Origin of the sequence: Burkholderia territorii, from assembly GCF_001718335.1 — a bacterium.
In the GTDB taxonomy this organism is placed as follows: Bacteria; Pseudomonadota; Gammaproteobacteria; order Burkholderiales; family Burkholderiaceae; genus Burkholderia; species Burkholderia territorii.
In genome coordinates this window covers 2,445,649-2,470,912 of sequence record NZ_CP013366.1, presented here as the reverse complement: position 1 = coordinate 2,470,912, position 25,264 = coordinate 2,445,649, and the positions used below count along the sequence as shown (strand labels likewise).

The following is a 25,264-nucleotide window of genomic DNA, read 5'->3' as shown; positions in this document are numbered from 1 at the left end:
CGGCCGTGCGCCGGGCGCACGGCGGCCCCGCAAAAAAGGGTGCGAAGCCGGGGCGATGATTCGAAAACCCGTATTATCCCGCAAACTGCGCATGCGCCGGCACCTGACCGTTCGGCCGACGTCGCGCGCATCGGCCGAACGGCCGGGCGCGGGGATTTTTTGGGCAGCCGGCGCGACGACGCGGCTACAATATCGCCCATGTCAGATCCCCGCTTCGTCCATCTTCGCGTTCACTCCGAATTCTCGATTGCCGACGGCATCGTGCGTCTCGACGACATCGTCAAGGCGGCGGCCGCGGACGGTCAGGGCGCGCTCGCCCTCACCGATCTCGGCAACGCATTCGGCCTCGTCCGTTTCTACCAGGAAGCCCGCGGCAAGGGCATCAAGCCGATCGCCGGCTGCGACGTCTGGATCACCAATCCGGACGATCGCGACAAACCGTCGCGCCTGCTGCTGCTGGTGAAGGACAAGACCGGCTACCTGAATCTGTGCGAGCTGCTGTCGAAGGCTTGGCTTACGAACCAGTATCGCGGCCGCGCGGAGCTCGACGCGAGCTGGCTCGAGGGCGAGCTCTCGCAAGGGCTGCTCGCGCTGTCGGGTGCGCAGCAGGGCGATATCGGGCTCGCGCTCGCGGCCGGCAACGAGGAAGCCGCGCGCCGTCACGCCGAGCGCTGGGCGAAGGTCTTCCCCGGCGGCTTCTACATCGAGCTGCAGCGTTACGGCCAGCCGGGCGCCGAGGCGTACATCCAGCAGGCCGCGACGCTCGCCGCGTCGCTGAAGCTGCCGGTCGTCGCGACGCATCCGACGCAGTTCATGACCGACGACGACTTCACCGCGCACGAGGCGCGCGTGTGCATCTCGGAAGGCGACATGCTCGCGAACCCGCGGCGCCAGAAGCGCTTCACGACCGAGCAGTACTTCCGCACGCAGGACGACATGGTCGCGTTGTTCGCCGATATCCCGTCGGCGGTGGCGAACACGGTCGAGATCGCGAAGCGCTGCAACCTGAAGCTCGAGCTGGGCAAGCCGAAGCTGCCGCTGTTCCCGACGCCGGACGGCATGTCGCTCGACGACTACCTGGTCCAGCTGTCGAAGGAAGGGCTCGAGAAGCGCCTCGAACAGCTGTATCCGGATGCGGCGGAGCGCGAAGCGCAGCGCGACACGTACTACAAGCGGCTCGAGTTCGAGTGCGGGACCATCACGAAGATGGGCTTCCCGGGCTACTTCCTGATCGTGGCCGACTTCATCAACTGGGCGAAGAACAACGGCGTGCCGGTCGGCCCGGGCCGCGGCTCGGGCGCCGGTTCGCTGGTCGCGTACGCGCTCGGCATTACCGATCTGGACCCGCTGCGCTACAACCTGCTGTTCGAGCGATTCCTGAACCCGGAACGCGTGTCGATGCCCGACTTCGACATCGACTTCTGCCAGCACGGCCGCGATCGCGTGATCCAGTACGTGAAGGAAAAATACGGCGCGGACGCCGTGTCGCAGATCGCCACCTTCGGCACGATGGCCGCGAAGGCCGCCGTGCGCGACATCGGCCGCGTGCTCGACCTCGGCTACATGTTCACCGACGGCGTCGCGAAGCTGATCCCGTTCAAGCCGGGCAAGCACGTGACCATCGCCGACGCGATGAAGGAGGAGCCGCAGCTGCAGGAGCGCTACGACCACGAGGACGAAGTGCACCAGCTGCTCGACCTCGCGCAGCGCGTCGAAGGCCTGACGCGTAACGTCGGGATGCACGCCGGTGGCGTGCTGATCGCGCCCGGCAAGCTGACCGATTTCTGCCCGTTGTACACGCAGGGCGACGACGGCGGTGTCGTCAGCCAGTACGACAAGGACGACGTCGAAGCGGTCGGTCTCGTGAAGTTCGACTTTCTGGGCCTCACGACGCTGACCATCCTCGACTGGGCCGAGCGCTACATCCGCCGTCTCGATCCGTCGAAGGCGGACTGGTCGCTCGCGCAGGTGCCGCTCGACGATCCGGCGTCGTTCCAGATCCTGAAGAAGGCCAACACGGTCGCCGTGTTCCAGCTGGAAAGCCGCGGGATGCAGGGCATGCTGAAGGATGCGCAGCCCGACCGCTTCGAGGACATCATCGCGCTCGTGTCGTTGTATCGTCCGGGCCCGATGGACCTGATCCCGAGCTTCTGCGCACGCAAGCACGGCCGCGAGAAGGTCGACTATCCGGATCCGCGCGTCGAACCCGTTCTGAAAGAGACCTACGGGATCATGGTCTATCAGGAGCAGGTGATGCAGATGGCGCAGATCATCGGCGGCTACTCGCTCGGCGGCGCGGACTTGCTGCGTCGCGCGATGGGCAAGAAGAAGCCCGAGGAGATGGTCAAGCACCGCGAGATCTTCGCCGAGGGTGCGGCGAAGAACGGCCTCACGCGCGAGAAGTCCGACGAAATCTTCGACCTGATGGAGAAGTTCGCGGGCTACGGCTTCAACAAGTCGCACGCGGCGGCCTACGCGCTGCTCGCGTATTACACCGCGTGGCTGAAGGCGCACCATCCGGCCGAATTCATGGCGGCCAACATGACGCTCGCGATGGACGACACCGACAAGGTGAAGATCCTGTTCGACGACTGCGTCGTGAACAACCTCACCGTGCTGCCGCCGGACATCAACCAGTCGCACTACCGCTTCGAGCCCGTCGCGGAGCCCGACGGCAAGCGCTCGCGCACGATCCGCTACGGTCTCGGCGCGGTGAAGGGCAGCGGCCAGAACGCGATCGAGGAGATCCTGCGCGCGCGCGAGGAAAAGCCGTTCACCGACCTGTTCGATTTCTGCGAGCGGATCGACCGGCGTGTGGTCAACCGCCGCACGGTCGAGGCGCTGATCCGTGCCGGCGCGTTCGATTCGCTGAACGCGAATCGCGCGCAGATGCTCGCGTCGGTGCCGCTCGCGATGGAAGCGGCCGAGCAGGCCGCGGCGAACGCGATGCAGGCCGGCCTGTTCGACATGGGCGCCGAGTCGCCGCACGCGCATGCGCTCGTCGACGAACCCGCGTGGGACGACAAGCGCCGCCTGCAGGAAGAGAAGGGCGCGCTCGGTTTCTACCTGTCTGGCCACCTGTTCGACGCGTATCGCGACGAGGTGCGCCGCTTCGTGCGGCAAAAGCTCGGCGACCTGAAGGAAGGCCGCGACAAGCTCGTCGCCGGCATCATCGCGTCGCTGCGCACGCAGATGACCCAGCGCGGCAAGATGTTGATCGCGCTGCTCGACGACGGTTCGGGCCAGTGCGAGATCACAATTTTTAACGAACAGTTCGAGGCGAACAAGGCGCTGTTCAAGGAAGACGAACTGCTGATCGTGCAGGGGCAGGCGCGCAACGATGCGTTCACCGGCGGCATCCGTTTCACCGCCGACACGGTGATGGATCTCGAGCGCGCGCGCAGCCGCTACGCGCAGGCGGTGCGGCTCACGATGAACGGCAACGCCGATGCGGCGGCGCTGCGCCGCGTGCTCGAGCCGCACGTGTCGAAGGACGATCCGGCGGCCGCGCAGGCGGCAGAGGTGCCCGCGCCGCGCGGCGGCGGGCGCGACGGCGGCCGTCGCCCGCAGGCGCCGCTGCCGAACGGGCTCGCGGTCCAGGTTCATTACAGCAATGCGCGCGCGCAGGGTGAAATGCGTCTCGGCGACGCATGGCGCGTCAAACCGAGCGACACGCTGCTCGCGGAATTGCGCGCGACGTTCGACGGCAGCATCGTCGAAATCACGTACTGAGCGGTCCCCGGCTGGCGGTCGCCGGCACGGCCCGCCGCGTCGCCACTGGGCGGTGCGGCGGGCCGTTTTCATTTCGTCGGACGCTTGGGGCCGTCATCCGGACGCTATACAATCCGTCGCGCGCAACGCAATTGCGGCGCCGGGCGTGGTCAGTTCACCGCCCGGCGGCGACCTCGCACGCGCGAACAAACGGTACGGTTCGGCGCCGCACGCGATGCGGCGCGATGCCGCGACCGACCACGCGACGAGGCCGGCACGGGGAAGGACGCCAGGATGCCGGCCGGTACGCGACGATAAAAAAACCGACAGCACGACCACAACAATGGCCAACGGGAAACCGACGGGGCGGATCCTCGTGATCCGGATTGATTTTCTGGGCGACATGCTGTGCACGACCGCTTTTCTCGGCGCGCTGAAGCAGCGCTGGCCCGGCGCGGAGCTGCACGTGGTCGCGAACCGCTACAACGCGGCCGCACTCGCCGGCAACCCGGACGTGCACACGGTGCACACCTACGTGTACAGCCGTCAGTGCGAGCGCAACGATCGCCCGGGACGGATGCGCGCGTTCTTCGAACGGCTGCGGCTCGTGCGCCGGCTGCGCCGCCTGCGGTTCGATCTCGTGGTCGTGCCGAACGGCGGCATGCATCGCAGCAGCATCCGGTTCGCCCGGCAGCTCGGCGTGAAGGATTGTCGCTGGCACGATGCCGATTCCGAATTCGACGATCGCAAGCCGGAACACGTCGCGTCGCGGCCGATGTGCCACGAGGCGCTGTCGGGATTCCTGCTTGTGCCCGAGCTCGGCCGCACCGATCTCGACGGTCTCGCGCTGTCCGTCTACCCCGATCCCGCGCTGCAGGACACGTGGTATCGGCTGCTCGGGCCGCGCACGAAACCGCGCGTCGGCTTCTTCGTGTCGAACAAGGCGGCCGAGCGGCGCTGGCCGGCCGATCGATGGCGAGACCTCGGCCGGCGGCTCGCACCGTTCGCCGACGTGATCGTGTTCCGCGATCCCGCCGTGTCGGCCGAGGCCGACCGCGACGCGTGGCGGGACGTGAACGCACGGCACGTCGCGCCGTCGTCGGTCGCCGAACTGATGGCCGCCGCCAGCCTGCTCGACGTGATCGTGTCGGCCGACAGCGCGCCCGTGCATCTCGCGTCGGCGCTCGGCGTGCCGGTCGCCGCACTGTTCGAGGACCGTCCCGAAAAATACCGGCGCTGGCATCCGCTCGGCGTGCCGCATATGATCCTGCGGGCCGGCGCGACGGTCGACGCGATCGGCGTCGACGCGCTCGAGCGCGCGGTGCTTCATCTGTTGCTGCCGGCCGGACGGCCCGACGACGCGATGGGCGACGCGACGCCCCGTGCAGCGGCCACGTTCGCGGCACCCGGCGTCGAAGCAATCGCTTCGTAGCCCGGGCAACGCGCGCGGCGACGGCATTGTCGGCGCTGCCGTCGGAAGGGCAGGAGGGCGCGCGATGGCCGCAGGCCCGCCGCGCACCGCGTGTGACTGCCTGACGCGATGCCGGACGGGCGCGCGCAGCAGCGTGCCACGGCGTGTAGCTGACGCCGGCACGGGCGCCGGACGCCACGCCACCGGCCGCAAAATCCTGTACATTGCGAGCCTTGTCCAGCCAGCTAGTCGGAACGATCGCCGTGGCCCTGTTTTCTTCCGCCCGCCCGCCCAGAACCATCCTCGTCGCAGCCCCGCGCCGTATCGGCGACGTGCTGCTGACGACGCCCCTCGTGCGTTCGCTGAAGGCGCGCTGGCCCGACGCGCAGATCGACATGCTGGTGTTTCGCGGCACCGAGGGCGTGCTGGAGCACAACCCCGACGTGCGGCGCGTGATCGTCGTCGCGCAGCGCGCCGGGTTCCGCGAGCGGCTGCGCGACGCGCTATCGATGTGGCGCCGCTACGATCTCGCGTGCGCGGCGCTCAGCTCCGACCGGCCGCGTTTCTACAGCTGGTTCGCCGGCCGCAAGCGCGTGGGCCTCGTCGATCCGAACCGCGTCACGTGGCTGACTCGAATGATGCTGAACGGCATCGCGATCAATCATCACGAGTCCGCGCACACGGTCGTCAGCACGCTCGCGCTCGCTCCGGTGATCGGCATCGAGCCGGTATCCGAGGTGGTCGCGCCGGGCATCGGCGACGATCCCGCGCGGCGTGCGCGATTCGACTCATGGCTCGCCGAATCGCCGGCGATCCGCGAAGGCAAGCCGCTCGTCGTGCTGCATCCGTATCCGATGTTCCGCTACAAGCAATGGCGGCTGGAGGGCTGGGTCGAGATGATCGAATGGCTGCGCGCGCAGGGATTCGCGATCGCGCTGTCGGGCGGGCCGGCCGATCGTGAGCGCGAATACGCGGAGCAGATCGCGGCCGAGGCAGGCGGCGACGTGCTGAATCTGGTCGGGCGCCTGACGTTCGGCGAAAGCGCGGAACTGGTGCGGCGTGCGCGGCTCTTCATCGGTCCCGATACGGGGGCGACGCACGTGGCCGCCGCGACGGGCACCGACACGATCGCGCTGTTCGGTCCGTCCGATCCGGTGCGCTGGGGGCCGTGGCCGCAGCACTGGCCGGCGACCGAGAACCCGTGGGCGCTGCGCGGCTCCGCGCGGCACGGCAACGTGTGGCTGCTGCAAGGCGAGGGCGATTGCGTGCCGTGCCGGCACGAAGGCTGCGAGCGCCATGTCGACAGTCGTAGCGACTGCCTCGTCAATCTCGGCGCGCAGCGTGTGAAGGCGGCGGCAGCCGAGATGCTCGGGCTGACTGTGCCGCGCGCCAGCGACGTGGTCATCGACACGTCGCGATTGCATCGCGCGCGTTCCGACTGACGCGTGAAGGCCTTGCGTTACCTGATTTGAAAAAAGCGGCGGTGCGGCGACGCATCGACCGCGAGCGGCCGCGCTTGCGGCGGCAACGTCCGTGCGCCGCATCGAAGCGTGCGACGCCGAACGTGCGGCAGGCCGCAACGCGCATCGCGCGCCGCCCGCCGCATGACGGTTACGCGCTGCGCCGGATCGCCGACGTCTCGCGGGGCAGCGCTTCGGTTCGCGCGCCGCAGCCGAGCAGGATCCCGGCGAGCAGCACCAGCAGATGCCCTTCGGCGAAATCGAGCAGCAGCGAATTCGCGAGGCTGCCGATCGCGAAGATCGCGAGCCACGCGAGCAGCAGTTGCCGCGAACGCGGATCGAGCGCGCGGCTGCCGCGCGCGATCTGCACGATCAGGTTCAGGAACAGCAGCACGCCGAGCGTGCCGAGCTGCACGGCCATCAGCAGGTATTCGTTATGCGGATTCGACGTGAGCTGCCCTTCGGCGGCCGTCTTGCCGGCCGTGAGCTTTTCGAACTCGAATTCGAGGCCGCCCGCGCCGTAGCCGATCACAGGGCGCAGGCGATACAGCTCGAGTCCCTTCTTGTACCACTCGAGGCGCAGCCCGGTCGACGTGACCGCATCGGTCTGCCGATACTGCTGCACTTCCGACACGACCTTCACCAGCCGGCCGTTGTGCACCGTGCACGCAGCGACGACGAGTGCGGCGCCCGCCAGCACCAGTGCCCCGGCGGCAAGCCCCGCGCGCAGCGCCGACTGGCGGCGCAGCAGCAGCACGAAACGCACCGCGACGACGAGCATCAGCAGCAGCGCGATGACCTGCCCGGTGCGTCCTTGCAGCATCACGAACACGTTGATCAGCGACCATGCGGCGACGGCGGCATACGCGGTGCGCGACAGCGCGGCGCGGGCCGACAGCGCGAGGTCGGCCGCCTGATAGAAGAGCAACGCGCCGAACATGCCGGCCGCGATGTGGTTCTTGAACACCCATGCGCGCGACAGCGGCAGTTCCGTCGCGTGCGCGGGCCCGATCGCGGTCAGGCCGAGATAGTTGGTGGTCGACAGCAGCAGGATCACGCACAACGTGCCGAACCATGCTCGCCGCACGATCGGCGCCCAGTTCGAGTGACGGAACGCGAGCACGGCAAACGGCACCAGCAGCAGCTTGTCGTACTTGGCGACCCAGTTCCACGCCTTCGGATGCGGCGCGACCGTATAGGCGACGCTCGCGGTCAACGCCGCGAGGATCAGGAGCGCCGCGAGCGACGCCGGTTCGGTGACGAACGTGCGCAGGTCGCGCCAGAATTCGGGGGAGATGACGAGCGCGGCCGCGAACAGGCCGCAGAACACGTTGGTCAGCGCGGTCGAGACGGGCACCATGCACAGCGCGATGACGGCGAAGGCGCGAGCGGCGGTCAGGCGCCGCGTGGCGGGAGCGGAAAACGAAAGCATCGGAACCTGTCGAATGGACGAATGCGGGATGCGGGCACCGTGCTGCGCGCCGCGCGTCCCGGCGGCACCGCGCGGGACGAAGCGCGCAGTATACGCGAAGCCGCGCGCGTTTCCGTGCCGTTTTCGGGGTCCGATCAGCTGAAGGCGCGCTTGAGCCGGGAGCGCAGCAGCGCGCGCTTCAGGTGCCCTTCGACGGCCGGCGTGTCGAGCACGAGTCGCGAGCCCGCCGGCTCGCCGCGATGCAGGTAATAGCGGTCGAACGTGGCCTGCGTCATGCCCCATTTGTTGAGGAACTGACGGCGGCCGTCGTTCTTGACGATCTTGCCCGTGCTCTTCTGCTGGAAGTGATAGACGAGGCTGTCGCCCACACCGAGGAAGATCCGGCAGCCGGCGTCCCAGAATTTCATCGAGAAGTCGTTGTCGCTGCTCATTCCCGGCGACAGCTCGCTGCTGTAGCCGCCGATGCGGTTCCACCAGTCGCGGTGCACGAGCGTCGGCGGCCAGGTCGAGCCGAGCCAGTCCGCGCGCGCGAGCCGCGGCGTGGCCGCGACGAGGCCGGCCGCATCGAACTGTTCGGCGTCGCGGCCGAAATTGCTGACCACGACGCACGGGTTGCGCGTGTCGACCGGCTCGACCATCGTGCCGGACAGCATGAACAGGTCGGTCGGCATCTGCTCGATGCGCCGCACGAGCGCCGCGTCCCAGCCGGGGCAGCAGTACATGTCGTCGTTCATGTAGACGACGTAGTCGCGCGTCGCGCGCGCGGCGGCCAGGTTCACCGCGTGGCAGATGCCGATGTTGGCCGGCGACGCGGTGTGCTCGATGCCTTCGCTGCGCACCCAGTCGAGCGTGCCGTCAGAGCCGTCGTTCACGTGTACGATGATCTGATGGTCGTACGCCGAATGACGGCGCAGGCTGTCGACGACGAGCTTGAGGTACGGCAGGTTGTTCCAGGTCGGGATGATGATGGAGAACATGGCGGTCGGATTCGGTGGTCGTCGTGTCGGCGGCGCGTGGCGCGGCGCCGCACTCGGGCGCGCATGGCGCGCGGGCAGCCCGGCATTGTAACGCCGGGCCGGCCGCATGCCGGCGGCGTCTGGGTCGGGGGCAGGTTCGGGGCAGGGCGGCGCGCGCTCAGCGGGCCGGCTCGTGGCCGAGCTTCAGGAACCGGTAGTACACCGTTTCCGCGTTGAATACGGCGATCATGAAGCCCGCGCGACCGTCGAGAAACCCGCGCCGCAGCAGGTAGGTCCGCACGAATGCCCATGCGCCGCGCGCGAGTGCCTTGCCGAAGCCGCCGCGCTGGCCGGCCGCGCGGCGCTGGCGCGCACCGGCCGTCGAATACGCGTCGAGCTTGCGCACGACGGTCTCGAAATCCTCGTAGGAATAGTGCATCAGCTTGCCCGGCAGCCGCTGCGCGGGCGTGTCGAATACCAGGCGTTCGTGCACCAGGTCGTCGGAGAAGCGGGCCGCGCCGCGCCGGAACAGGCGCGGCACCCAGTCCGGATACCAGCCGCTATGGTGGATCCACTGGCCGCAGAAGCTCGACAGCCGGTCGAGCGCATAGACTTGTGCGGCCGGCGCGCGAATGGCCGCGCGGATCGACTGCGCGAGCTCCGCGCTGACTACCTCGTCGGTGTCGAGCGACAGGATCCAGTCGGTGTCGAGGGCAGCGAGCGCGCGGTTCTTCTGCGGGCCGAAGCCCGGCCAGTCGCGCTCGACGATCACGCGGGCGCCGTGCGCGCGCGCGATCGCGACGGTATCGTCGGTGCTGCCGCCGTCGATCACGACGATGTCGTCGGCGAAGGTCAGCGCGTCGAGGCACTGCGCGAGCCGCGCGGCCGCGTTGAGGGCGATGAGGGCGACGCCGAGGGTGGGTTCTGCCATGAAATCGTCGAAAAGGCGGAGAAAACGGTGAGCGGCAGTATACCCGCGCGCCGGCCGGCGGCCGCTTCGGCGACGGCCATGCCGGCGGAGGCGGTACAGCTATAATGTTGGGCCTTTTTCGGCACCCGCCGGACGGGATGAATTCCGGGCAGTCACGCCCCGGGCGCCGCGTCGCGGCTCAAGAAGGATTGCCTTGGAAACCCAGAACACTCTTCGCAAACCGATGGACGGCACCGGTACGTCGCCGCTCACGGTCCTCAAGCGCCTGTGGCCGTACATCCGGCCGCTCATCGGCATCGTGCTGCTCGCCGTGATGACGATGGGTGTAGTCGCGGCCACGGAAGCCGGGATCCCGGCACTGCTCAAGCCGCTGCTCGACCACGGCTTCGGCTCGCACGGCAGCGATCGCGCCAAATGGTACGTGCCGATCGCGGTGATTGGCCTTGCGCTGGTGCGCGGCGTGTCGCAGTACACGTCCAACTACCTGCTCAACTACGTGTCGAACCGCATCCTGCTGCAACTGCGGCTCGAGATGTTCCAGCGGATGATCCACACGGGCGCATCGTTCTTCCAGCGCGAAACCGCGAGCACCGTGATCAACGCGATCGTGTTCGAGGTCAACCAGATCCTGTCGGTGCTGACCGGCGTGATGGTCACGCTCGTGCGCGACTCGCTGACCGTGGTGTTCCTGCTCGGCTACCTGTTCTACCTGAACTGGCGGCTCACGCTGATCGTCGCGGTGATCCTGCCGGGCATCGGCTGGCTCGTCAGCAAGATCAACCGCCGCCTGCGCCGCCTGAACCGCGAGCACCAGACGCTCACCAACGAGCTGTCGTACATCGTCGAGGAGACGGTCGGCGGCTACAAGGTCGTGAAGGTGCACAACGGCGAAGCGTACGAGATGGATCGCTTCACGACGATGAGCAAGCGCCTGCGCGGCTACGCGATGCGCATGACGATCTCGGGCGGGCTCGCGCAGCCGCTGACGCAGTTCCTCGCGTCGATCGCGCTCGCGGTCGTGATCACGATCGCGGTCGTGCAGTCGTCCAACGACCAGACGACGGTCGGAGGTTTCGTCGCGTTCGTCACGTCGATGCTGCTGGTCATTTCGCCGCTCAAGCACCTGATCGACGTCAACCAGCCGCTGCAGCGCGGGATGACGGCCGCCGAGCTGATCTTCGGGCTCATCGACGAGCCGGCCGAGCCGCAAGGCGGCGGCCGCGCGCTGCCGCATGCCCGCGGCGAAATCGAATTCCGGGACGTGTCGTTCGACTACGGTGCCTCCGAGCGGCCGACGCTCGACCGCATTTCGTTCAAGGTCGCGCCGGGCGAGATGATCGCGCTCGCGGGGCCGTCGGGCAGCGGCAAGACGACGCTCGTCAACCTTCTGCCGCGCTTCTTCGATCCGACGGGCGGCGCGATCCTGGTCGACGGCGTACCGGTGGCCGACTACGACATCCACGCGCTGCGCGGCCAGATGGCGATGGTCAGCCAGGACGTCGTGCTGTTCAACGACACGATCGCCGCCAACGTCGCGTACGGGCAGACGCCCGATCGCGCACGCGTGCAGGCGGCGCTCGAGGCCGCGAACCTCGCCGACGCGGTTGCCGCGATGCCCGACGGGCTCGACACGCTCGTCGGCGGCAACGGGATGCGTCTGTCGGGCGGCCAGCGGCAGCGGCTCGCGATCGCGCGCGCGATCTACAAGGACGCGCCGATCCTGATCCTCGACGAGGCGACCTCGGCGCTCGATTCGGAATCCGAACGCCACGTGCAGGCCGCGCTCGAACGGTTGATGGAAGGGCGCACGACGCTCGTGATCGCGCACCGGCTGTCGACGATCGAGCGCGCGGACCGGATCCTCGTGCTCGAAGCCGGCAAGATCGTCGAGACGGGCAGCCACGACGAGCTGCTGCGCCATGGCGGGCTGTACGCACACCTTCACCGGATCCAGTACCAGCAGCAGGCGGCGTGACGCCGGATCGCCCGCGCCGTGTGCTAGTCTTGCTCGCGCAGGTCCGGTTTCGTTGTTTCCGGTTCGACGTGACGACACGGAGGGAAGGGCAATGAAGAAGATGCACGGCATCATGCTGGCAGCGCTGGTTGCGGCGGGTTTTGCAGCGCCGGCCGCGATGGCGCAGGATCACGACAACTACGACAAGCACGGAGACCACGGCGGCCCGGGCATGCGGCACGGCCACGGCCCGAAGCACATGCCGCCGGGCCAGGCGATGCATCGCGAGGACGACGTGCCGCCGCGCTGGGCCGATCAGCCGCGTCGCGAGTGGCACAAGGGCGACCGTCTCCCGGACGAATTCCGCGATCGCCAGTACGTGGTCGACGACTGGCGCGGCTACCGCCTGAGCCCGCCGCCGCGCGGCTATCACTGGGTTGGCGTCGGTGGCGACTACCTGCTCGTGCAGATCGGCTCGGGCATCGTGCTGCGGGTCGGTCCGTAACGCCTGCCGCCTATCGTCGATTCATCCGGCTGCCGGGGCGTGCGTTCCGGCAGCCGCGTCATTTCTCCTTCCGCTCGTCCGCCGCGCGGCGGAACCAGCGCCGCTCGATCCGCGACATCGCCCAGCACACGGCCAGCGCGCAGACCGTGCCCAACGCCACTTGCCCGAGCCGCATCAGCGGAATGTCCCATAGCGGGCCGTTGCCCGGAAACAGCAGCACGATCGTCGCGGTCACGCCGCCAAGCCGTGCCGCGCTGCCGACGTTCAGGCACCAGCAGCTGACGATCGTGACCGCGACCGCGATCGCATAGGCGAAGAGGCGGTCGCCGCCGAGCGCGGCACCGGCGAAGCCGACCAGCCCGCCGATCATCGCGCCGATGAACTGGTCGCGCGACAGCGACATCGTGTCCGAGTAGTTGTGCTGCGTGACGGCGATGGCGGTGACCGCCGCCCACACGGCCTGCTCGGTGTGCAGCGCGCGGCCGATCGCGTACGCGAGGCACGCGCCGCAGACGGCTTGCAACGCCATCAGCGCGCCTTGCGTGAGCCGCTCGCCGAAGGTCAGCCCCTTGAACAGATCGAAGATCGACTGCTGGATCTGCTGGCGGGCTTCGTTGAGTGTCCTGATCGTATCCATCGTGTCGGCCGGGAAGCGGGGGCGAGCGTGTGTCAGTGTGCCTGTTCCGACGGTGTCGCGGCTGGCTCGCCGGCGGTCGCATCGCCGTTCTCGACGCGCGTTTCCGGCATCGCGAGCCAGACCAGCAGCACCGCGAGCGCGCCGGCGGCGGCGAGCCCGAAGAAGCTGACCGCGTTACCGAAGTGGTCGGCGACAAAGCCGGCCACGGCCGTGCTGAGCGTCGCGCCGATGCCGGCCGCGAGACCGAACAACCCGATGCACAGGTTGTAGCGGCCCTTGCCGCCCGCGACGTCGGCCGCGATCAGCGGCAGCATCACGCCGAACACCGCCGCGCTGATACCGTCGAGCATCTGCACCGGCACGAGCAGGTACGGGCTGCTCACGCCGGCGAACAGCAGCGCACGCACCGGTAGCGCCGAGAAGCCGAGCAGCAGGATCGGCCGACGCCCCCAGCGCTGCGCGGAGCGGCCGACCCACGGCGACAGCATCGCGACGATCGCCTGCGGCACGATGATGCACGCGGCGATCACGAGCTGCACGTTCTCGCCCATGCCGGCCGTCACTTCGCCGGCCGCGAGGTTGAGCATCGCCGCGTTCGACAGGTGGAACAGCACGACGCATGCCGCGAAGATCAGCATCCGGCGATCGCGCAGCAGCTCGAGCAGCGTCTCGCGTTCCTCGCCTTCGTCGTGCGCGTCGGGTTTCGACGCATGCGGGATCACTTCGTGTGTCGGCTGGATCATCGCGAGCGCGAACAGCGCGGGCAACGCCAGCACCGCGGTCAGCCAGAACACCGCGCGCGCGGAGAAATACTCGCCGGTGAGTCCCATCAGGCCTGCCGCGATCGCGCTGCCGATCGATGCCCAGCGCGCGTTGCGGCCGAGCCGGTCGCCGAGATCGGCGCGGCCGACCAGCGAGAACGAGATCGCGGCCATCGCGGGCACGAGCATGCAGCTCGCGAAGCCGTGGAACACTTCGGCCGCGATCACCGGCACGATCGTCGGGCTCGACGCGAGCAGCACCGCGGACAGGATGATGGCCGCGATCGCCCACGCGGCCGCGCCTTTCTTGTTCTTCAGCGCGTCGACTGCGGCACCGCCCGGCACCTGGCTGACCATCGCGCTGATCGTGCCGATCGACAGCACCATGCCGATCTCGCCCTGCGTCCACTTGTGCGATGCGAGGTAGGACGCGATGAACGGACCGAAACCGGTTTGAACGTTTGCAACGAAAAAGTTGAGCCAGTCGAGGGCCCGGAGACTGCGAACGCTGACGGAATGCTTGATCGTCATCGGGCGGCACTCGCAGGCGAAGCCGGCGCGGCGGCGGCAGCCGGCGGCGAAACCACGACGATCGGCTTGTCGGCCACGTACGGCGGCGCCGCCTTGATCTGCGCGTCGTTCAGGTCGAGTTGCGGACGCAGCGCCTTGTCGCGCGTGACGAAGCGCAGCGCGCCCCAGCTCGCGGCGATCGAGCGGCGGTCGGTGTTGACGAGCCCGCCGAGGTCGAGCACGACGGCCTGCGGTTGCGCCCCGCGGTCGATCAGCACGTCGACGACCCGGCCGATCTTCGTGCCGTTCGGGCGTTCGACGTCGCTGTCGAGCAGCGTCAGTCGCGTCGCGGGCGACGCCGCGGCCGAGCCCGACAGCGGCACGGCCTTGGGCCGGGCGGCCGGCGGCAGGTCGCCCGACGGGACGTCGAGCACGATCGGCTCCTGTTTGCCGCCCGGCGTGAAGCGGAACACGTTCCACGGGAAGACGACCTTGCGGTCGCCGACACCCATGAAGCCCTGCAGGTTGACGATCATCTCGCGCGGTTTGCCGCTTGCGTCGGTGACCATGTCGACCGCGCGGCCGATCACCTTGCCGTTGCGGCGCGCGACTTCGCTGTCGAGCAGCGCATGGATCTGCGAGCGCTCGAGCGGGCGTGTCGCGATGAGCGGCGGCGGGGGCGGCGGAGGCGGCGTCGGCGATTCGGGGCGCTGCACCGGCTTCGGCTTCGTCACTTCACGGTGCGGCTTCTTCGGCGCTTCCGGTTCCTCCGGCTGGACGAGCGGCGGCACGGGCGGCATCGTCAGCGGTTCGCCGGCGGTTTCCTCGACGGGTTCGACGAGCGCCTCGCTGATCGGCGCGGGCGGATTCTGCGTTGGCAGCAGCCCGCAGCCGGACAGCAGCGCGGCGGCCGAGAGAGCCAGCAAGACCGTCGAGGACGGGAACGACATGCGGGGTGCGGGAAACGGAGGTCCGCCGCTCATTGATACTCACTCCATGGGTCGGGGCCGCGCGCAGGCGCGCGGCTGGCGATGGATGGCGGGTGCGGGCGGCGCACCGCGCGAGGTGAGAGTTTAACGTGTCTTCCTTTCAGGACCGATTTCTGCGGAGGATTGGGCGCGCGATGGCGGGGAAATGGCGGGGAAATGGCGGGGAAATGGCGGGGATCGAGCACCGGAAGTGCGTTGGCGAGGGCGCGAAAGAACACGGCGCCCGACCGTCGACGACGGAGCGGGCGCCGCATGAGGCGCGGAGCAACCGGAACGTCAGGCTTCCGGATACCACGCGTCGCTGAATTCGCTGACCTGGACGTCGGTCAGCTCCGGACGTGCGGCCAGCCATGCGCGCACGTTCTCGCGGTCGGCATCGGTCGTCGTGCCGCGCGGTGCGCCGGAGATCACGTAAGCGCCGATTCCTTCGTCGGCGGACGCGACGGTCAACAGCCCGTTGGCTTCGACGAAATCGATGAATGCATCGATCAACTGGCCGCGTTCGAGATCGGACAGCTCGTTGCGGTATTGCGCGGTCGCGTTGAACGCGAGTTCCTGGAACTCGGCGATGTGCAGTTTCTTGCGCTGGCGGCGGTTGTGGCGTTTGCTCATGGTGTGGGATTCGTGAAGGAGATCTGTGGAGAATGGTCGCGCAGTGTATCGCATGGCTGACTGCCCGTCTTGCGCCGGGGGGTGACTGGCCGATTCGCGATCGAGTTGCGGAAGGTGAAAGGCTATGACATCAATGCCTTACCGGGAGGGGGGACATAAGCCCGATGGTAGCTTCGGCGGAATGCCGTGCATGGCGAGGTAGAAGTCGCTGTGCCGGGAAGAACGCACCTATGCCAGGAGAAATTGCATGCGAACGAACGATGCCGACGCGAGATGGTTGCGGGATCGATGGAAGTCAGGAAAGTACAAGGATGCGCTCGATGCAATTCACAACGCGTTACCGGACGATGCGTGGCTGCCTTTCTGCGACAACTTGCCTCATTTTGCTGATGGGGCGTCGGCGCCGGACCTGCGCGGCATGACACTCCTTGGCGGCAAGCTCAAGAACGTGGAACTGGCCGGTAGCCATCTTGGTTTTGGGGTGTTCGATGCCACCCAGTTTGACGAGGTCGGGTTTCAGCACGCGATTCTTGATGGTGCATCTTTCATTCAATGCGAGTTCTATCTGGCGCAGATGCTTCCGGTCTACGGTGACGGCGCCGATTTTCGCCATGCGCGATTTCGGAATTCGTTCATTGGATATGCCAGGTTGAGCAATTGCGATTTTTCCGGCGTGACGATGTCTGACGGAGACTTGAATTCGTCCGAGATGACTGAGTGCAATTTTTCCGGCTTGTCAGCAGAGCGAAACGCATGGCGTTGGAGCAAGATGGCGCGCTGCGATTTCGTCGGAGCCCGTTTCGTCGACTGCAGATTAACGGCGTCCCAATTCGATCGCGCGCGATTGATCGCTGCCGCGTTTGAGAATTGCGATTTGCGGGGAGTGGACTTCCGTGGTGCGGACTTGGCAGGGGTGTGCTTTGTCGGCGGCACCTTCGGTAATGTGTTGCAGGGCGAGACGACGTACCGGACGCGGTTCGACGACACGCCGGAGGCGCGCCGAGCGGTTGCTGCAGGTAGTACGGAAAATCAGATGGCCGTGGAATGGTGCCCCGTTACATCGGGTTCCAGCGAACCTGTCAGGCCAACTGCATCGTCGAAGCTGAAGGCGAGGCCCGGTGACGTCGTGCCGCAGAGCGGATGGTGGGTCAGTCCCGCACTGGGCGGCGAGCAGGGGCGGCGCTATTTCCACGCGGGGGAGAGGTTTCCCGACGTTAAATCGACAAGCTGGGGGCTCGTGATCTGGAGCTATAACCCTACGGATCAGGACTGAGCGTGCCGCGCGATTCGCCGCACGGCGCGACCGGCGGCGAATCGGAGGAATGCTACATCAGCACGATATCGTACTGCTCCTGGCTCAGGTTCGACTCGACCTGCAGCGATACCGGCTTGCCGATGAAGTCGATCAGCATCGCGAGATGCTGCGACTCTTCGTCGAGGAACAGATCGATCACCTGTTGCGCCGCGATCACGCGGAATTCGCGCGGGTTGAACTGGCGCGACTCGCGCAGGATTTCGCGCAGGATGTCGTAGCACACGGTGCGCGACGTCTTCACCTGGCCCTTGCCCTGGCAAGTGGGGCAAGGCTCGCACAGCACGTGCGCGAGCGATTCGCGCGTGCGCTTGCGCGTCATCTCGACGAGCCCGAGCTGCGAGAAGCCGTTGACCGTCACGCGCGTGCGATCGCGCGACAGCGCCTTCTTCAGCTCCGACAGCACCGCGTCGCGATGCTCGGCGTTCTCCATGTCGATGAAGTCGATGATGATGATCCCGCCGAGGTTGCGCAGCCGCAGTTGCCGCGCGATCGTATGCGCGGCCTCGAGATTGGTCTTGAAGATCGTGTCGTCGAAGTTGCGCGCACCGACGTAGCCGCCGGTGTTCACGTCGATCGTCGTCATCGCCTCGGTCTGGTCGATCATCAGATAGCCGCCCGACTTCAGGTCGACGCGGCGCGACAGCGCGCGCTGGATCTCCGTCTCGATGTTGTACAGGTCGAACAGCGGCCGCTCGCCGGTGTAGTGGTGCAGCTTCGGGCTCACCGCCGGCGTGAACTCGCCCGCGAATTCCGCGAGGCGCTGGTAGGTTTCGCGCGAATCGACCTGGATGCGTGTCGTGTCGTCGTTCGCGAAATCGCGCAGCACGCGCTGCGCGAGATCGAGATCCTGGTACAACAGGCTCGTCGCGGGCAGCCGCTGCGCCTGGGCGACGATCGTCGCCCACGTCTTGCGCAGATACGTGACGTCGGCCGCGAGTTCGTCGGACGTCGCGTCCTCGGCGATCGTGCGCACGATGTAGCCGCCTTTCTCGTCCGGCGGAATCACGGCGGTCAGCCGTGCGCGCACGGCCTCGCGCTCGGCCTCGCTCTCGATCTTCTGCGAGATGCCGATGTGCGGCTCCTGCGGCAGGTACACGAGCGTGCGGCCCGCGATGCTGACCTGCGTCGACAGTCGCGCGCCCTTCGTGCCGATCGGATCCTTGATCACCTGGACCATCAGCGTCTGGCCTTCGAACACGGTCTTCTCGATCGGCTGGTGCGGCGCGCCCGACTGCGGCTCGCCCGCGAGGCGCGGATGCCAGATGTCCGCGACATGCAGGAATGCCGCGCGCTCGAGGCCGATGTCGATGAACGCCGACTGCATGCCGGGCAGCACGCGCACGACCTTGCCGAGGTAGATGTTGCCGACGCGCCCGCGCGACAGCGTGCGCTCGACGTGAAGCTCCTGCACCGCGCCTTGCTGCACGAGTGCGACCCGCGTTTCCTGCGGCGTGAGGTTGATCAGGATTTCTTCGTTCATGGTGGCATTCAGAAGTCGACGCGCGCGGCGCGCAGCAGTGCCGCGGTCTCAAAAAGGGGCAGACCCATGATACCCGAATGGGAGCCTTCGATTCGCTCGATGAATTCGGCCGCGCGCCCCTGGATCGCGTAGGCGCCGGCCTTGCCGAACGGTTCGCGGGTGTCGACGTAACGTTCGAACGCCTCGCGCGGCGCCGCCGCGAAGCGCACCGACGAGCGCGACAGCGCGGGCGGCAGCAGTTCACCGTCGGCGCCGATCACCGCGACGGCGGTGAGCACTTCGTGTTCGCGGCCCGCGAGGCGGGTCAGCATCGCGAGCGCGTCGCCGGCGTCGGCCGGCTTGCCGAGGATCGCGCCGTCGATCGTCACGGTGGTGTCCGCAACCAGCACCGGCGCGGCCGGCTTGCCGCTCGCGACGAGACGCGCACGCGCGGCCTCCGCCTTCGCGACGGTCACGCGTTGCACATACGCATCGGCGGCTTCGCCGGGCAATTCGGCTTCGAGCGCCTCGGCATCTTCGTCGGGGCGCGGCAGCAGCAATTCGAAGCGCACGCCGATCTGCTGCAGCAGCTCTTGCCGGCGCGGGCTTTGCGAAGCGAGGTAAAGGGTCGGGAAAAGGGCGGCAGGCGTGCTGGACGGCATGGTGTCGTTATCTCGTTGAGCGCGCGCGGCGCGCGTCCCGAGGACGACGCGTCATGCGCGGTGATAAGGGTGATTCTGCGTGATGCTCCACGCCCGGTAAAGCTGTTCGGCGAGCAGCACGCGCACCATCCCGTGCGGCAGCGTCATGCTCGAGATGCGCAGCAGCAGGTCGGCGCGCGCCTTGAGTTCCGGATCGAGCCCGTCGGCGCCGCCGATCACGAACGCGACGTCACGGCCGTCCTGCTGCCAGCCGGGCAGCGCCTGCGCGAGCTGCATGGTGGTCCAGTCGCGGCCGCGCTCGTCGAGCGCGACGATGCGCGCGCCCTTCGGCAGCGCGGCTTCGATCTTCTGCCGCTCGGCCGCCATCACGCTTTCCGCGCTGCGGCCGCCCGAACGCAGTTCGGGCTTGATCTCGCGCAGCTCGATGCGCAGCTCGGGCGGCATCCGCTTCGTGTATTCGTCGAAGCCGGACGCGATCCAGCCGGGCATCTTGTGGCCGACCGCGAGGATGAAAAGCTTCATCGGGACGACTCGCTGCGGCTCAGCGGCGGCGGGCCGCCGTCTTGCGCGCAGCGCGTGCGGGCGCTTCTTCCTCGTCGTCCTCGTCTTCGCCGGCCGTCGCGACGCCGTTCGCGCCCTTGCCGCCGCCGAGCTTCATCCGCACGGGCTTGTCGCCCCAGATTTCCTCGAGGTTGTAGTACTGGCGCAGGGCCGGTTGCAGGATGTGCACGATCGCGTCGCCGCAGTCGACCAGCACCCATTCGCCCGTGTCTTCGCCTTCGGAGCTGACGATGTCGCCGCCGGCTTCCTTGACCTTGTCGCGCACGCTCGACGCGAGCGCCTTGGTCTGGCGATTCGACGTGCCCGACGCGACGATCACGCGGTCGAACAGTTCGGTCAGGTGGCTGGTGTTGAACACCTTGATGTCTTGCGCCTTGATGTCTTCGAGAGCGTCGACGATCACGCGCTGCAGTTTGCGGATATCCATGGAATCAGGAATGGTAGAGACGATGTTGAAGAATATAGGCCCAGACGGCGGCCGGCACATGCTCGGCCAACGCATCGGGCATTTGCGCGTGACGCGCGATGCATTCGCGCAGGTGCGCACGGATGTCGGTTGCGGCGATATCGAACGCCAGGGTCGTGTCGATCAGCAGGTGGCCGGCCGGCGTCGCCTTCAGCACGTCGGCGCCGGCCTGACGCCGTGCGATTTCGCGTGCGACGTCGGGCGACGCCGCGCCGAGGTCGAATCCCGGGCGCGTCGCCGCGCAGACGTGCGCGTAGTCGAACAGCCGGCGCCAGTCGCGCCACGTGTCGAGCCGCACCAGCTGGTCGGCGCCGATCAGCAGCGACAGCGACGCCTCGGGGCCGATCCGCTCGCGCCAGCGCGCAAGCGTCTCGACGGTATAGGTCGGCCCCGCGTGCTCGATCTCGTCGGTGGCGACGGTGACCGTCACGCCGGGCAGCGACAGCGAACCGGCAGCGGCGCGCGTCATCGCGAGCCGATGCTCGGCGGCCGACACATCGCGCTTCTGGTACGGCTGTCCGGCGGGCAGCAGTGCGAGCTCGGTCAGGCCGAGCACGTCGGCGAACCGGCGCGCGAGCGCGAGGTGGCCGTCGTGGATCGGATCGAACGTGCCGCCCAGCAGGCCGATGCGACGTAACGGCGGGTGCGGCTGCGGGGCGGGGCGGGCGGTGGTGTCCAGAAAAACGTCCTGTTCTTGGGGCGCGGCGGGTTCAGACCCAGTCGCGCGGCACGAGGAACTCGCTCAGGCGCGCTTCGGGCGAGCCCGGCTCGGGTTGCCAGTTGTAGCGCCAGTTCGCGACCGGCGGCATCGACATCAGGATCGACTCCGTCCGGCCGCCGCTTTGCAGGCCGAACAGCGTGCCGCGGTCGAACACGAGGTTGAATTCCACGTAGCGGCCGCGCCGGTAAGCCTGGAAGTCGCGTTCGCGCTCGCCGTACGGTAGCGCGACGCGGCGTTCGACGATCGGCAAATACGCGTTCAGGAACGCGTCGCCGACGCCTTGCATCATCTCGAACGAGCGTTCGAATCCGGGCTCGGAGAAATCGTCGAAGAAGATCCCGCCGATGCCGCGCGTCTCGTTGCGGTGCTTCAGGAAGAAATACTCGTCGCACCAGGTCTTGAAACGCGGATAGAGCTCGGCACCGAACGGATCGAGCGCGTCCTTGCAGGTCTGGTGGAAATGCCGCGCGTCGTCCTCGAACGGATAAACGGGTGTCAGATCCATGCCGCCGCCGAACCAGAAGATCGGCGCCTCGCCCGGCTTGGTCGCGATCAGCATCCGCACGTTCATGTGCACGGTCGGGCAGTACGGGTTGCGCGGGTGCAGCACGAGCGACACGCCGAGCGCCTCGAAGCCGCGACCGGCCAGCTGCGGGCGCGCGGCGCTCGCCGACGGCGGCAGCGCGTCGCCCGCGACGTCGGAAAAGCCGATCCCCGCGCGCTCGAACACGCGGCCGCCTTCGAGAATCCGCGTGCAGCCGCCGCCGCGCAGGCGCTCTTGCGGCCCGCGCTGCCACGCGTCGGTCGCGAGCGGCGTGCCGTCGAGCGCGCCGAGCGCGTCGGCGATGCGTGTCTGCAGGCCCTGGAGGTACGTGCGCACGCGCGCCACGTCGTAGGTCGAATCGGTCATGTCTGAACTGGGTGCCGCCGCGCGAAGCGGGGGCCGTAAAAAAGGCATCTGCCGGGCATTCTATCGAACCCCGGCAGAGGAGGCCGCCGCTTGCGACGGCAAGGCGGCGGTCACGGCGTCAAGCGCTCTTGCGGTTCAGCGCGCGGAAGCCGATGTCGCGGCGGTACTGCATGCCTTCGAAATTGATCTGGTTGATCGTGTCGTACGCATGCTGCTGCGCTTCGCGCACCGAATCGGCGAGACCGACCACGCACAGCACGCGGCCGCCCGACGTGACGAGCTTGTCGCCTTCGGCGAGCGTCGTGCCCGCATGGAACGTGACGGCCTGCTCGGTTTCGGCCGGGATGCCGTTGATGCGGTCGCCCTTGCGCGGCGCGTCCGGATAGCCGTGCGCGGCCAGCACGACGCCGAGCGCGGTGCGGCGGTCCCAGTCGAGCTCGACCGTGTCGAGCGTGCCCGCGATCGCCTGCTCGACGACCTTCGAGAAATCGCTCTTCAGGCGCGCCATGATCGGCTGCGTCTCGGGGTCGCCCATCCGGCAGTTGAACTCGAGCGTGCGCGGATTGCCATCCTTGTCGATCATCAGGCCCGCATACAGGAAGCCCGTGAAGCGGATGCCGTCCTTCTCCATCCCGCGCACCGTCGGCATGATGATTTCGCGCATCACGCGCGCGTGCATCTGCGGCGTGACGATCGGCGCGGGCGAGTAGGCGCCCATGCCGCCCGTGTTCGGGCCGCGGTCCTCGTCGAGCAGGCGCTTGTGGTCCTGGCTCGAAGCCAGCGCCAGCGCGTGCTTGCCGTCGACCATCACGATGAAGCTCGCTTCCTCGCCGTCGAGGAATTCCTCGATCACGACGCGCGCGCCGGCATCGCCGAGCTTGTTGCCCGACAGCATCATGTCGACCGCGGCATGCGCTTCTTCCAGCGACATCGCGACGACGACGCCCTTGCCGGCCGCGAGGCCGTCGGCCTTCACGACGATCGGCGCGCCCTTCGCGTCGATGTACGCGTGTGCGGCGGCGGCGTCGGAGAAGGTTTCGTAGTCGGCGGTCGGGATGCCGTGGCGCTTCATGAACGCCTTCGCGAAATCCTTCGAGCTTTCGAGCTGCGCGGCTTCGCGGGTCGGCCCGAAGATCTTCAGGCCGCGTGCGCGGAACAGGTTGACGATGCCGGCCGCGAGCGGCGCTTCCGGCCCGACGAGCGTGAACGCGACGCCTTCGCTTTCCGCGAAATCGGCGAGCGCGTCGAGCGACGTGATGTCGACGTTCTTCAGACGCTCGTCCTGCGCCGTGCCGCCATTGCCGGGCGCGACGTAGACCATCTGGACACGCGGCGACTGCGCGAGCTTCCACGCCAGCGCATGTTCGCGGCCGCCGGAACCGACGACGAGTAGTTTCATGGGATTCCCCGCAGACTAGAAAACAGGGCGGCCGGCACGCTCAGGCGCGCCGGCCGCGAAATCGGTCGGGCCGCCGCCGCGACGATGCGCACGGCGGCCGGCATCTCATTCCTCGACGATGACGGCGTTCGTATACACCTCCTGCACGTCGTCGAGGTTCTCGAGCGCGTCCAGGAGCTTCTGCATCTTCGCCGCGTCGTCGCCGGTGAATTCGACTTCGTTCTGCGGCTTCATCGTCACTTCGGCGAGCTCGGCCTTGAAGCCCGCCGCTTCGAGCGCGTCCTTCACGGCCGAGAAGGCCTGCCAGTCGCACAACACTTCGATCGAGCCGTCGTCGTTCGTGCTGACGTCGTCCGCGCCGGCTTCGAGCGCCGCTTCCATCAGCGCGTCTTCCGACGTGCCGGGCGCGAACAGGAACTGGCCGACGTGATCGAACATGAACGCGACCGAACCGTCGGTGCCCATGTTGCCGCCGAACTTCGAGAATGCGTGACGGACTTCCGCGACCGTGCGGGTGCGGTTGTCGGTCAGCGTGTCGACGATGATCGCCGCGCCACCGATGCCGTAGCCTTCGTAGCGGATTTCTTCGTAGTTCGCGCCGTCCGCGCCGCCGACGCCGCGGTCGATCGCGCGCTTGACGTTGTCTTTCGGCATGTTCGCGTCGGCCGCCTTGTCGACGGCGAGACGCAGACGCGGGTTCGAGCTGGCGTCGCCGCCGCCGAGGCGGGCCGCGACCTGGATTTCCTTGATCAGGCGGGTCCAGATCTTGCCGCGCTTCGCGTCGGCCGCTGCCTTCTTATGCTTGATGTTGGCCCATTTCGAATGACCAGCCATACCTTTCTCCGTGCCCGGGCGCGCTGCGCGGGCGATTGTGCCAATGTGTCGTTGAATCGGCGGCCGTCTGGGCGGGCGTGATGCCGCGGGGCCGCGCGTGTCGAGTGGATCGTGATTTTATCACGCGGCGACCGTCGCTTCGGGGCCGCCGTGCATGGCCGAACGGCCGGGAGGGCCGCCCGGCGCGCCGGGCCGCGCGGCCCGGCCGCGGCACGCGTCAGTTCTTGGTGCCGAACAGGCGGTCGCCCGCGTCGCCCAGGCCCGGCACGATGTACGCATGCTCGTTCAGGTGCGAGTCGAGCGACGCGACGAACAGCTTCACGTCCGGGTGCGCGTCCTGGAACACCTGGACGCCCTCGGGAGCCGCGACCAGCGCGACGAACATGATGTTCGCGGCCGGCACGTTGCGGCGCTTGAGCACGTCGACCGCGTGCACGGCCGAATAACCGGTCGCGACCATCGGGTCGCACAGGATGAAGATGCGATCCTCGAGATCGGGCAGGCGCACCAGGTATTCGACCGGGCGGTGATCCTCGGCGCGATAGACGCCGATGTGGCCGACGCGCGCGGACGGCACCAGGTCGAGCAGGCCGTCCGACATCCCGATGCCGGCGCGCAGCACGGGCACGATCGCGAGCTTCTTGCCCGCGATCACCGGCGCGTCGACCGCCACGAGCGGGGTTTCGACCCGCTTGGTCGTGATCGGCAGATTGCGGGTGATCTCGTAGCCCATCAGCAGCGTGATCTCGCGCAGCAGTTCGCGGAACGTGCGCGTCGACGTGTCCTTGTCGCGCATGTGGGTCAGCTTGTGCTGGATCAGCGGGTGATCGGTGATGAAGAGATTCGGGAAACGGCTGTCCTGTTTCATGACGGGGTGCCTTGGCGGCAAAAGGGGATCGGGGGCGGCGCCGGCGCCAGGCCGGCCATCGCTTATGGCCGCAATTTTACCAAGGCGCGCCACGTGATCCGGATATTATCGACGTCTCACGACAATCCGCGCGCCGTGCGCGCCCGTACCCGACCGCTCGCCCGTTCCGGCAACGCGGCGGGGGCTCGGCCGGCGCGCGT

The 25,264-nt window shown here is 67.9% G+C and carries 22 protein-coding genes; 6 read left to right on the top strand and 16 right to left on the bottom strand.

Annotated elements, in window-relative coordinates; genetic code table 11:
- The first annotated feature begins 198 nt into the window (after positions 1-198).
- From dnaE to WS51_RS21955, 3 genes are all read left to right on the top strand, one after another.
- Positions 199-3,732 (top strand): DNA polymerase III subunit alpha, encoded by a 3,534-nt coding sequence (gene dnaE / locus WS51_RS21965; RefSeq protein WP_059502677.1) that lies wholly within the window; start codon positions 199-201, stop codon positions 3,730-3,732.
- Positions 3,733-4,054: 322 nt separating this feature from the next.
- Entirely contained in the window at positions 4,055-5,143 is a 1,089-nt protein-coding gene (locus tag WS51_RS21960) for a glycosyltransferase family 9 protein (RefSeq protein WP_069229773.1), read from the top strand.
- A 242-nt stretch (positions 5,144-5,385) separates the two neighbouring features.
- The gene (locus WS51_RS21955; protein WP_069229772.1) at positions 5,386-6,564 is read left to right on the top strand and encodes a glycosyltransferase family 9 protein; all 1,179 of its coding nucleotides are present in this window, start codon (positions 5,386-5,388) and stop codon (positions 6,562-6,564) included.
- 169 nt (positions 6,565-6,733) lie between these two features.
- Here the strand turns inward: WS51_RS21955 and WS51_RS21950 are convergent, their stop codons facing one another.
- The 3 genes from WS51_RS21950 to WS51_RS21940 form a co-directional block, all read right to left on the bottom strand.
- Entirely contained in the window at positions 6,734-8,014 is a 1,281-nt protein-coding gene (locus WS51_RS21950; protein ID WP_059547042.1) for an O-antigen ligase family protein, read from the bottom strand.
- A 134-nt stretch (positions 8,015-8,148) separates the two neighbouring features.
- The gene (locus WS51_RS21945) at positions 8,149-8,991 is read right to left on the bottom strand and encodes a glycosyltransferase family 2 protein (protein ID WP_069229771.1); all 843 of its coding nucleotides are present in this window, start codon (positions 8,989-8,991) and stop codon (positions 8,149-8,151) included.
- A gap of 157 nt (positions 8,992-9,148) precedes the next feature.
- Entirely contained in the window at positions 9,149-9,901 is a 753-nt protein-coding gene (locus WS51_RS21940; RefSeq protein ID WP_059502667.1) for a glycosyltransferase family 2 protein, read from the bottom strand.
- Between the two features lie 223 nt (positions 9,902-10,124).
- Between WS51_RS21940 and msbA the strand changes: the two genes are divergently transcribed.
- Positions 10,125-11,876 (top strand): lipid A export permease/ATP-binding protein MsbA, encoded by a 1,752-nt coding sequence (gene msbA / locus WS51_RS21935; RefSeq protein WP_059448685.1) that lies wholly within the window; start codon positions 10,125-10,127, stop codon positions 11,874-11,876.
- 91 nt (positions 11,877-11,967) lie between these two features.
- The gene (locus WS51_RS21930) at positions 11,968-12,360 is read left to right on the top strand and encodes an RcnB family protein (protein ID WP_059502665.1); all 393 of its coding nucleotides are present in this window, start codon (positions 11,968-11,970) and stop codon (positions 12,358-12,360) included.
- Between the two features lie 58 nt (positions 12,361-12,418).
- Here the strand turns inward: WS51_RS21930 and WS51_RS21925 are convergent, their stop codons facing one another.
- The 4 genes from WS51_RS21925 to WS51_RS21910 all read right to left on the bottom strand — a co-directional run bounded on the left by WS51_RS21925 (position 12,419) and on the right by WS51_RS21910 (position 15,869).
- Positions 12,419-12,997: an FUSC family protein gene (locus tag WS51_RS21925; RefSeq protein WP_059448687.1), complete on the bottom strand. Its 579-nt coding sequence runs from the start codon at positions 12,995-12,997 to the stop codon at positions 12,419-12,421.
- 32 nt (positions 12,998-13,029) lie between these two features.
- Positions 13,030-14,289, bottom strand: a complete 1,260-nt coding sequence (locus WS51_RS21920) for an MFS transporter (protein WP_059448688.1) — start codon at positions 14,287-14,289, stop codon at positions 13,030-13,032.
- Positions 14,286-15,251: a PRC-barrel domain containing protein gene (locus tag WS51_RS21915; protein WP_059502663.1), complete on the bottom strand. Its 966-nt coding sequence runs from the start codon at positions 15,249-15,251 to the stop codon at positions 14,286-14,288. Before WS51_RS21915 ends, WS51_RS21920 begins: the two co-directional genes overlap by 4 nt.
- A gap of 282 nt (positions 15,252-15,533) precedes the next feature.
- On the bottom strand, positions 15,534-15,869 hold the full coding sequence (locus tag WS51_RS21910) for a YggL 50S ribosome-binding family protein (RefSeq protein ID WP_059791557.1): 336 nt from the start codon (positions 15,867-15,869) through the stop codon (positions 15,534-15,536).
- A 247-nt stretch (positions 15,870-16,116) separates the two neighbouring features.
- On the opposite strand from WS51_RS21910, the gene WS51_RS31320 reads away from it, so the two are divergent.
- Positions 16,117-17,142, top strand: a complete 1,026-nt coding sequence (locus WS51_RS31320) for a pentapeptide repeat-containing protein (RefSeq protein ID WP_081333593.1) — start codon at positions 16,117-16,119, stop codon at positions 17,140-17,142.
- A gap of 52 nt (positions 17,143-17,194) precedes the next feature.
- Here WS51_RS31320 and rng read toward each other — a convergent pair whose 3' ends face one another.
- The 9 genes from rng to upp all read right to left on the bottom strand — a co-directional run bounded on the left by rng (position 17,195) and on the right by upp (position 25,064).
- The gene (gene rng / locus WS51_RS21900; protein ID WP_059448692.1) at positions 17,195-18,664 is read right to left on the bottom strand and encodes a ribonuclease G; all 1,470 of its coding nucleotides are present in this window, start codon (positions 18,662-18,664) and stop codon (positions 17,195-17,197) included.
- An 8-nt stretch (positions 18,665-18,672) separates the two neighbouring features.
- Positions 18,673-19,305: a Maf family protein gene (locus tag WS51_RS21895; RefSeq protein ID WP_059448693.1), complete on the bottom strand. Its 633-nt coding sequence runs from the start codon at positions 19,303-19,305 to the stop codon at positions 18,673-18,675.
- A 51-nt stretch (positions 19,306-19,356) separates the two neighbouring features.
- Positions 19,357-19,827, bottom strand: coding sequence for a 23S rRNA (pseudouridine(1915)-N(3))-methyltransferase RlmH (gene rlmH, locus WS51_RS21890; protein WP_044844705.1), 471 nt, complete (start codon positions 19,825-19,827; stop codon positions 19,357-19,359).
- 19 nt (positions 19,828-19,846) lie between these two features.
- Positions 19,847-20,293, bottom strand: a complete 447-nt coding sequence (gene rsfS, locus WS51_RS21885) for a ribosome silencing factor (RefSeq protein WP_059502656.1) — start codon at positions 20,291-20,293, stop codon at positions 19,847-19,849.
- 4 nt (positions 20,294-20,297) lie between these two features.
- The gene (locus WS51_RS21880) at positions 20,298-21,011 is read right to left on the bottom strand and encodes a nicotinate-nucleotide adenylyltransferase (RefSeq protein ID WP_081053631.1); all 714 of its coding nucleotides are present in this window, start codon (positions 21,009-21,011) and stop codon (positions 20,298-20,300) included.
- Positions 21,012-21,042: 31 nt separating this feature from the next.
- Positions 21,043-21,963 carry an oxygen-dependent coproporphyrinogen oxidase gene (gene hemF / locus WS51_RS21875; RefSeq protein ID WP_059502652.1) on the bottom strand — a complete coding sequence of 307 codons (921 nt, stop codon included), beginning with the start codon at positions 21,961-21,963 and terminating at the stop codon, positions 21,043-21,045.
- 118 nt (positions 21,964-22,081) lie between these two features.
- Complete coding sequence (gene purD / locus WS51_RS21870) at positions 22,082-23,362, bottom strand: phosphoribosylamine--glycine ligase (protein ID WP_059502650.1); 1,281 nt, start codon at positions 23,360-23,362, stop codon at positions 22,082-22,084.
- Positions 23,363-23,467: 105 nt separating this feature from the next.
- Positions 23,468-24,196, bottom strand: a complete 729-nt coding sequence (locus WS51_RS21865) for a YebC/PmpR family DNA-binding transcriptional regulator (RefSeq protein ID WP_059448698.1) — start codon at positions 24,194-24,196, stop codon at positions 23,468-23,470.
- Positions 24,197-24,413: 217 nt separating this feature from the next.
- Complete coding sequence (gene upp, locus WS51_RS21860) at positions 24,414-25,064, bottom strand: uracil phosphoribosyltransferase (RefSeq protein WP_006478229.1); 651 nt, start codon at positions 25,062-25,064, stop codon at positions 24,414-24,416.
- Positions 25,065-25,264: the final 200 nt, after the last annotated feature.

What these genes read in the sequence shown, in the direction of transcription:
- dnaE (WP_059502677.1), top strand. Translation starts at nt 199, where the DNA reads ATGTCAGATCCCCGCTTCGTCCATCTTCGCGTTCACTCCGAATTCTCG.
- WS51_RS21960 (WP_069229773.1), top strand. Translation starts at nt 4,055, where the DNA reads ATGGCCAACGGGAAACCGACGGGGCGGATCCTCGTGATCCGGATTGAT.
- WS51_RS21950 (WP_059547042.1), bottom strand. Translation starts at nt 8,014, where the DNA reads ATGCTTTCGTTTTCCGCTCCCGCCACGCGGCGCCTGACCGCCGCTCGC.
- WS51_RS21945 (WP_069229771.1), bottom strand. Translation starts at nt 8,991, where the DNA reads ATGTTCTCCATCATCATCCCGACCTGGAACAACCTGCCGTACCTCAAG.
- WS51_RS21940 (WP_059502667.1), bottom strand. Translation starts at nt 9,901, where the DNA reads ATGGCAGAACCCACCCTCGGCGTCGCCCTCATCGCCCTCAACGCGGCC.
- msbA (WP_059448685.1), top strand. Translation starts at nt 10,125, where the DNA reads ATGGACGGCACCGGTACGTCGCCGCTCACGGTCCTCAAGCGCCTGTGG.
- WS51_RS21930 (WP_059502665.1), top strand. Translation starts at nt 11,968, where the DNA reads ATGAAGAAGATGCACGGCATCATGCTGGCAGCGCTGGTTGCGGCGGGT.
- WS51_RS21925 (WP_059448687.1), bottom strand. Translation starts at nt 12,997, where the DNA reads ATGGATACGATCAGGACACTCAACGAAGCCCGCCAGCAGATCCAGCAG.
- WS51_RS21920 (WP_059448688.1), bottom strand. Translation starts at nt 14,289, where the DNA reads ATGACGATCAAGCATTCCGTCAGCGTTCGCAGTCTCCGGGCCCTCGAC.
- WS51_RS21915 (WP_059502663.1), bottom strand. Translation starts at nt 15,251, where the DNA reads ATGAGCGGCGGACCTCCGTTTCCCGCACCCCGCATGTCGTTCCCGTCC.
- WS51_RS21910 (WP_059791557.1), bottom strand. Translation starts at nt 15,869, where the DNA reads ATGAGCAAACGCCACAACCGCCGCCAGCGCAAGAAACTGCACATCGCC.
- WS51_RS31320 (WP_081333593.1), top strand. Translation starts at nt 16,117, where the DNA reads ATGCGAACGAACGATGCCGACGCGAGATGGTTGCGGGATCGATGGAAG.
- rng (WP_059448692.1), bottom strand. Translation starts at nt 18,664, where the DNA reads ATGAACGAAGAAATCCTGATCAACCTCACGCCGCAGGAAACGCGGGTC.
- WS51_RS21895 (WP_059448693.1), bottom strand. Translation starts at nt 19,305, where the DNA reads ATGCCGTCCAGCACGCCTGCCGCCCTTTTCCCGACCCTTTACCTCGCT.
- rlmH (WP_044844705.1), bottom strand. Translation starts at nt 19,827, where the DNA reads ATGAAGCTTTTCATCCTCGCGGTCGGCCACAAGATGCCCGGCTGGATC.
- rsfS (WP_059502656.1), bottom strand. Translation starts at nt 20,293, where the DNA reads ATGGATATCCGCAAACTGCAGCGCGTGATCGTCGACGCTCTCGAAGAC.
- hemF (WP_059502652.1), bottom strand. Translation starts at nt 21,963, where the DNA reads ATGACCGATTCGACCTACGACGTGGCGCGCGTGCGCACGTACCTCCAG.
- purD (WP_059502650.1), bottom strand. Translation starts at nt 23,362, where the DNA reads ATGAAACTACTCGTCGTCGGTTCCGGCGGCCGCGAACATGCGCTGGCG.
- WS51_RS21865 (WP_059448698.1), bottom strand. Translation starts at nt 24,196, where the DNA reads ATGGCTGGTCATTCGAAATGGGCCAACATCAAGCATAAGAAGGCAGCG.
- upp (WP_006478229.1), bottom strand. Translation starts at nt 25,064, where the DNA reads ATGAAACAGGACAGCCGTTTCCCGAATCTCTTCATCACCGATCACCCG.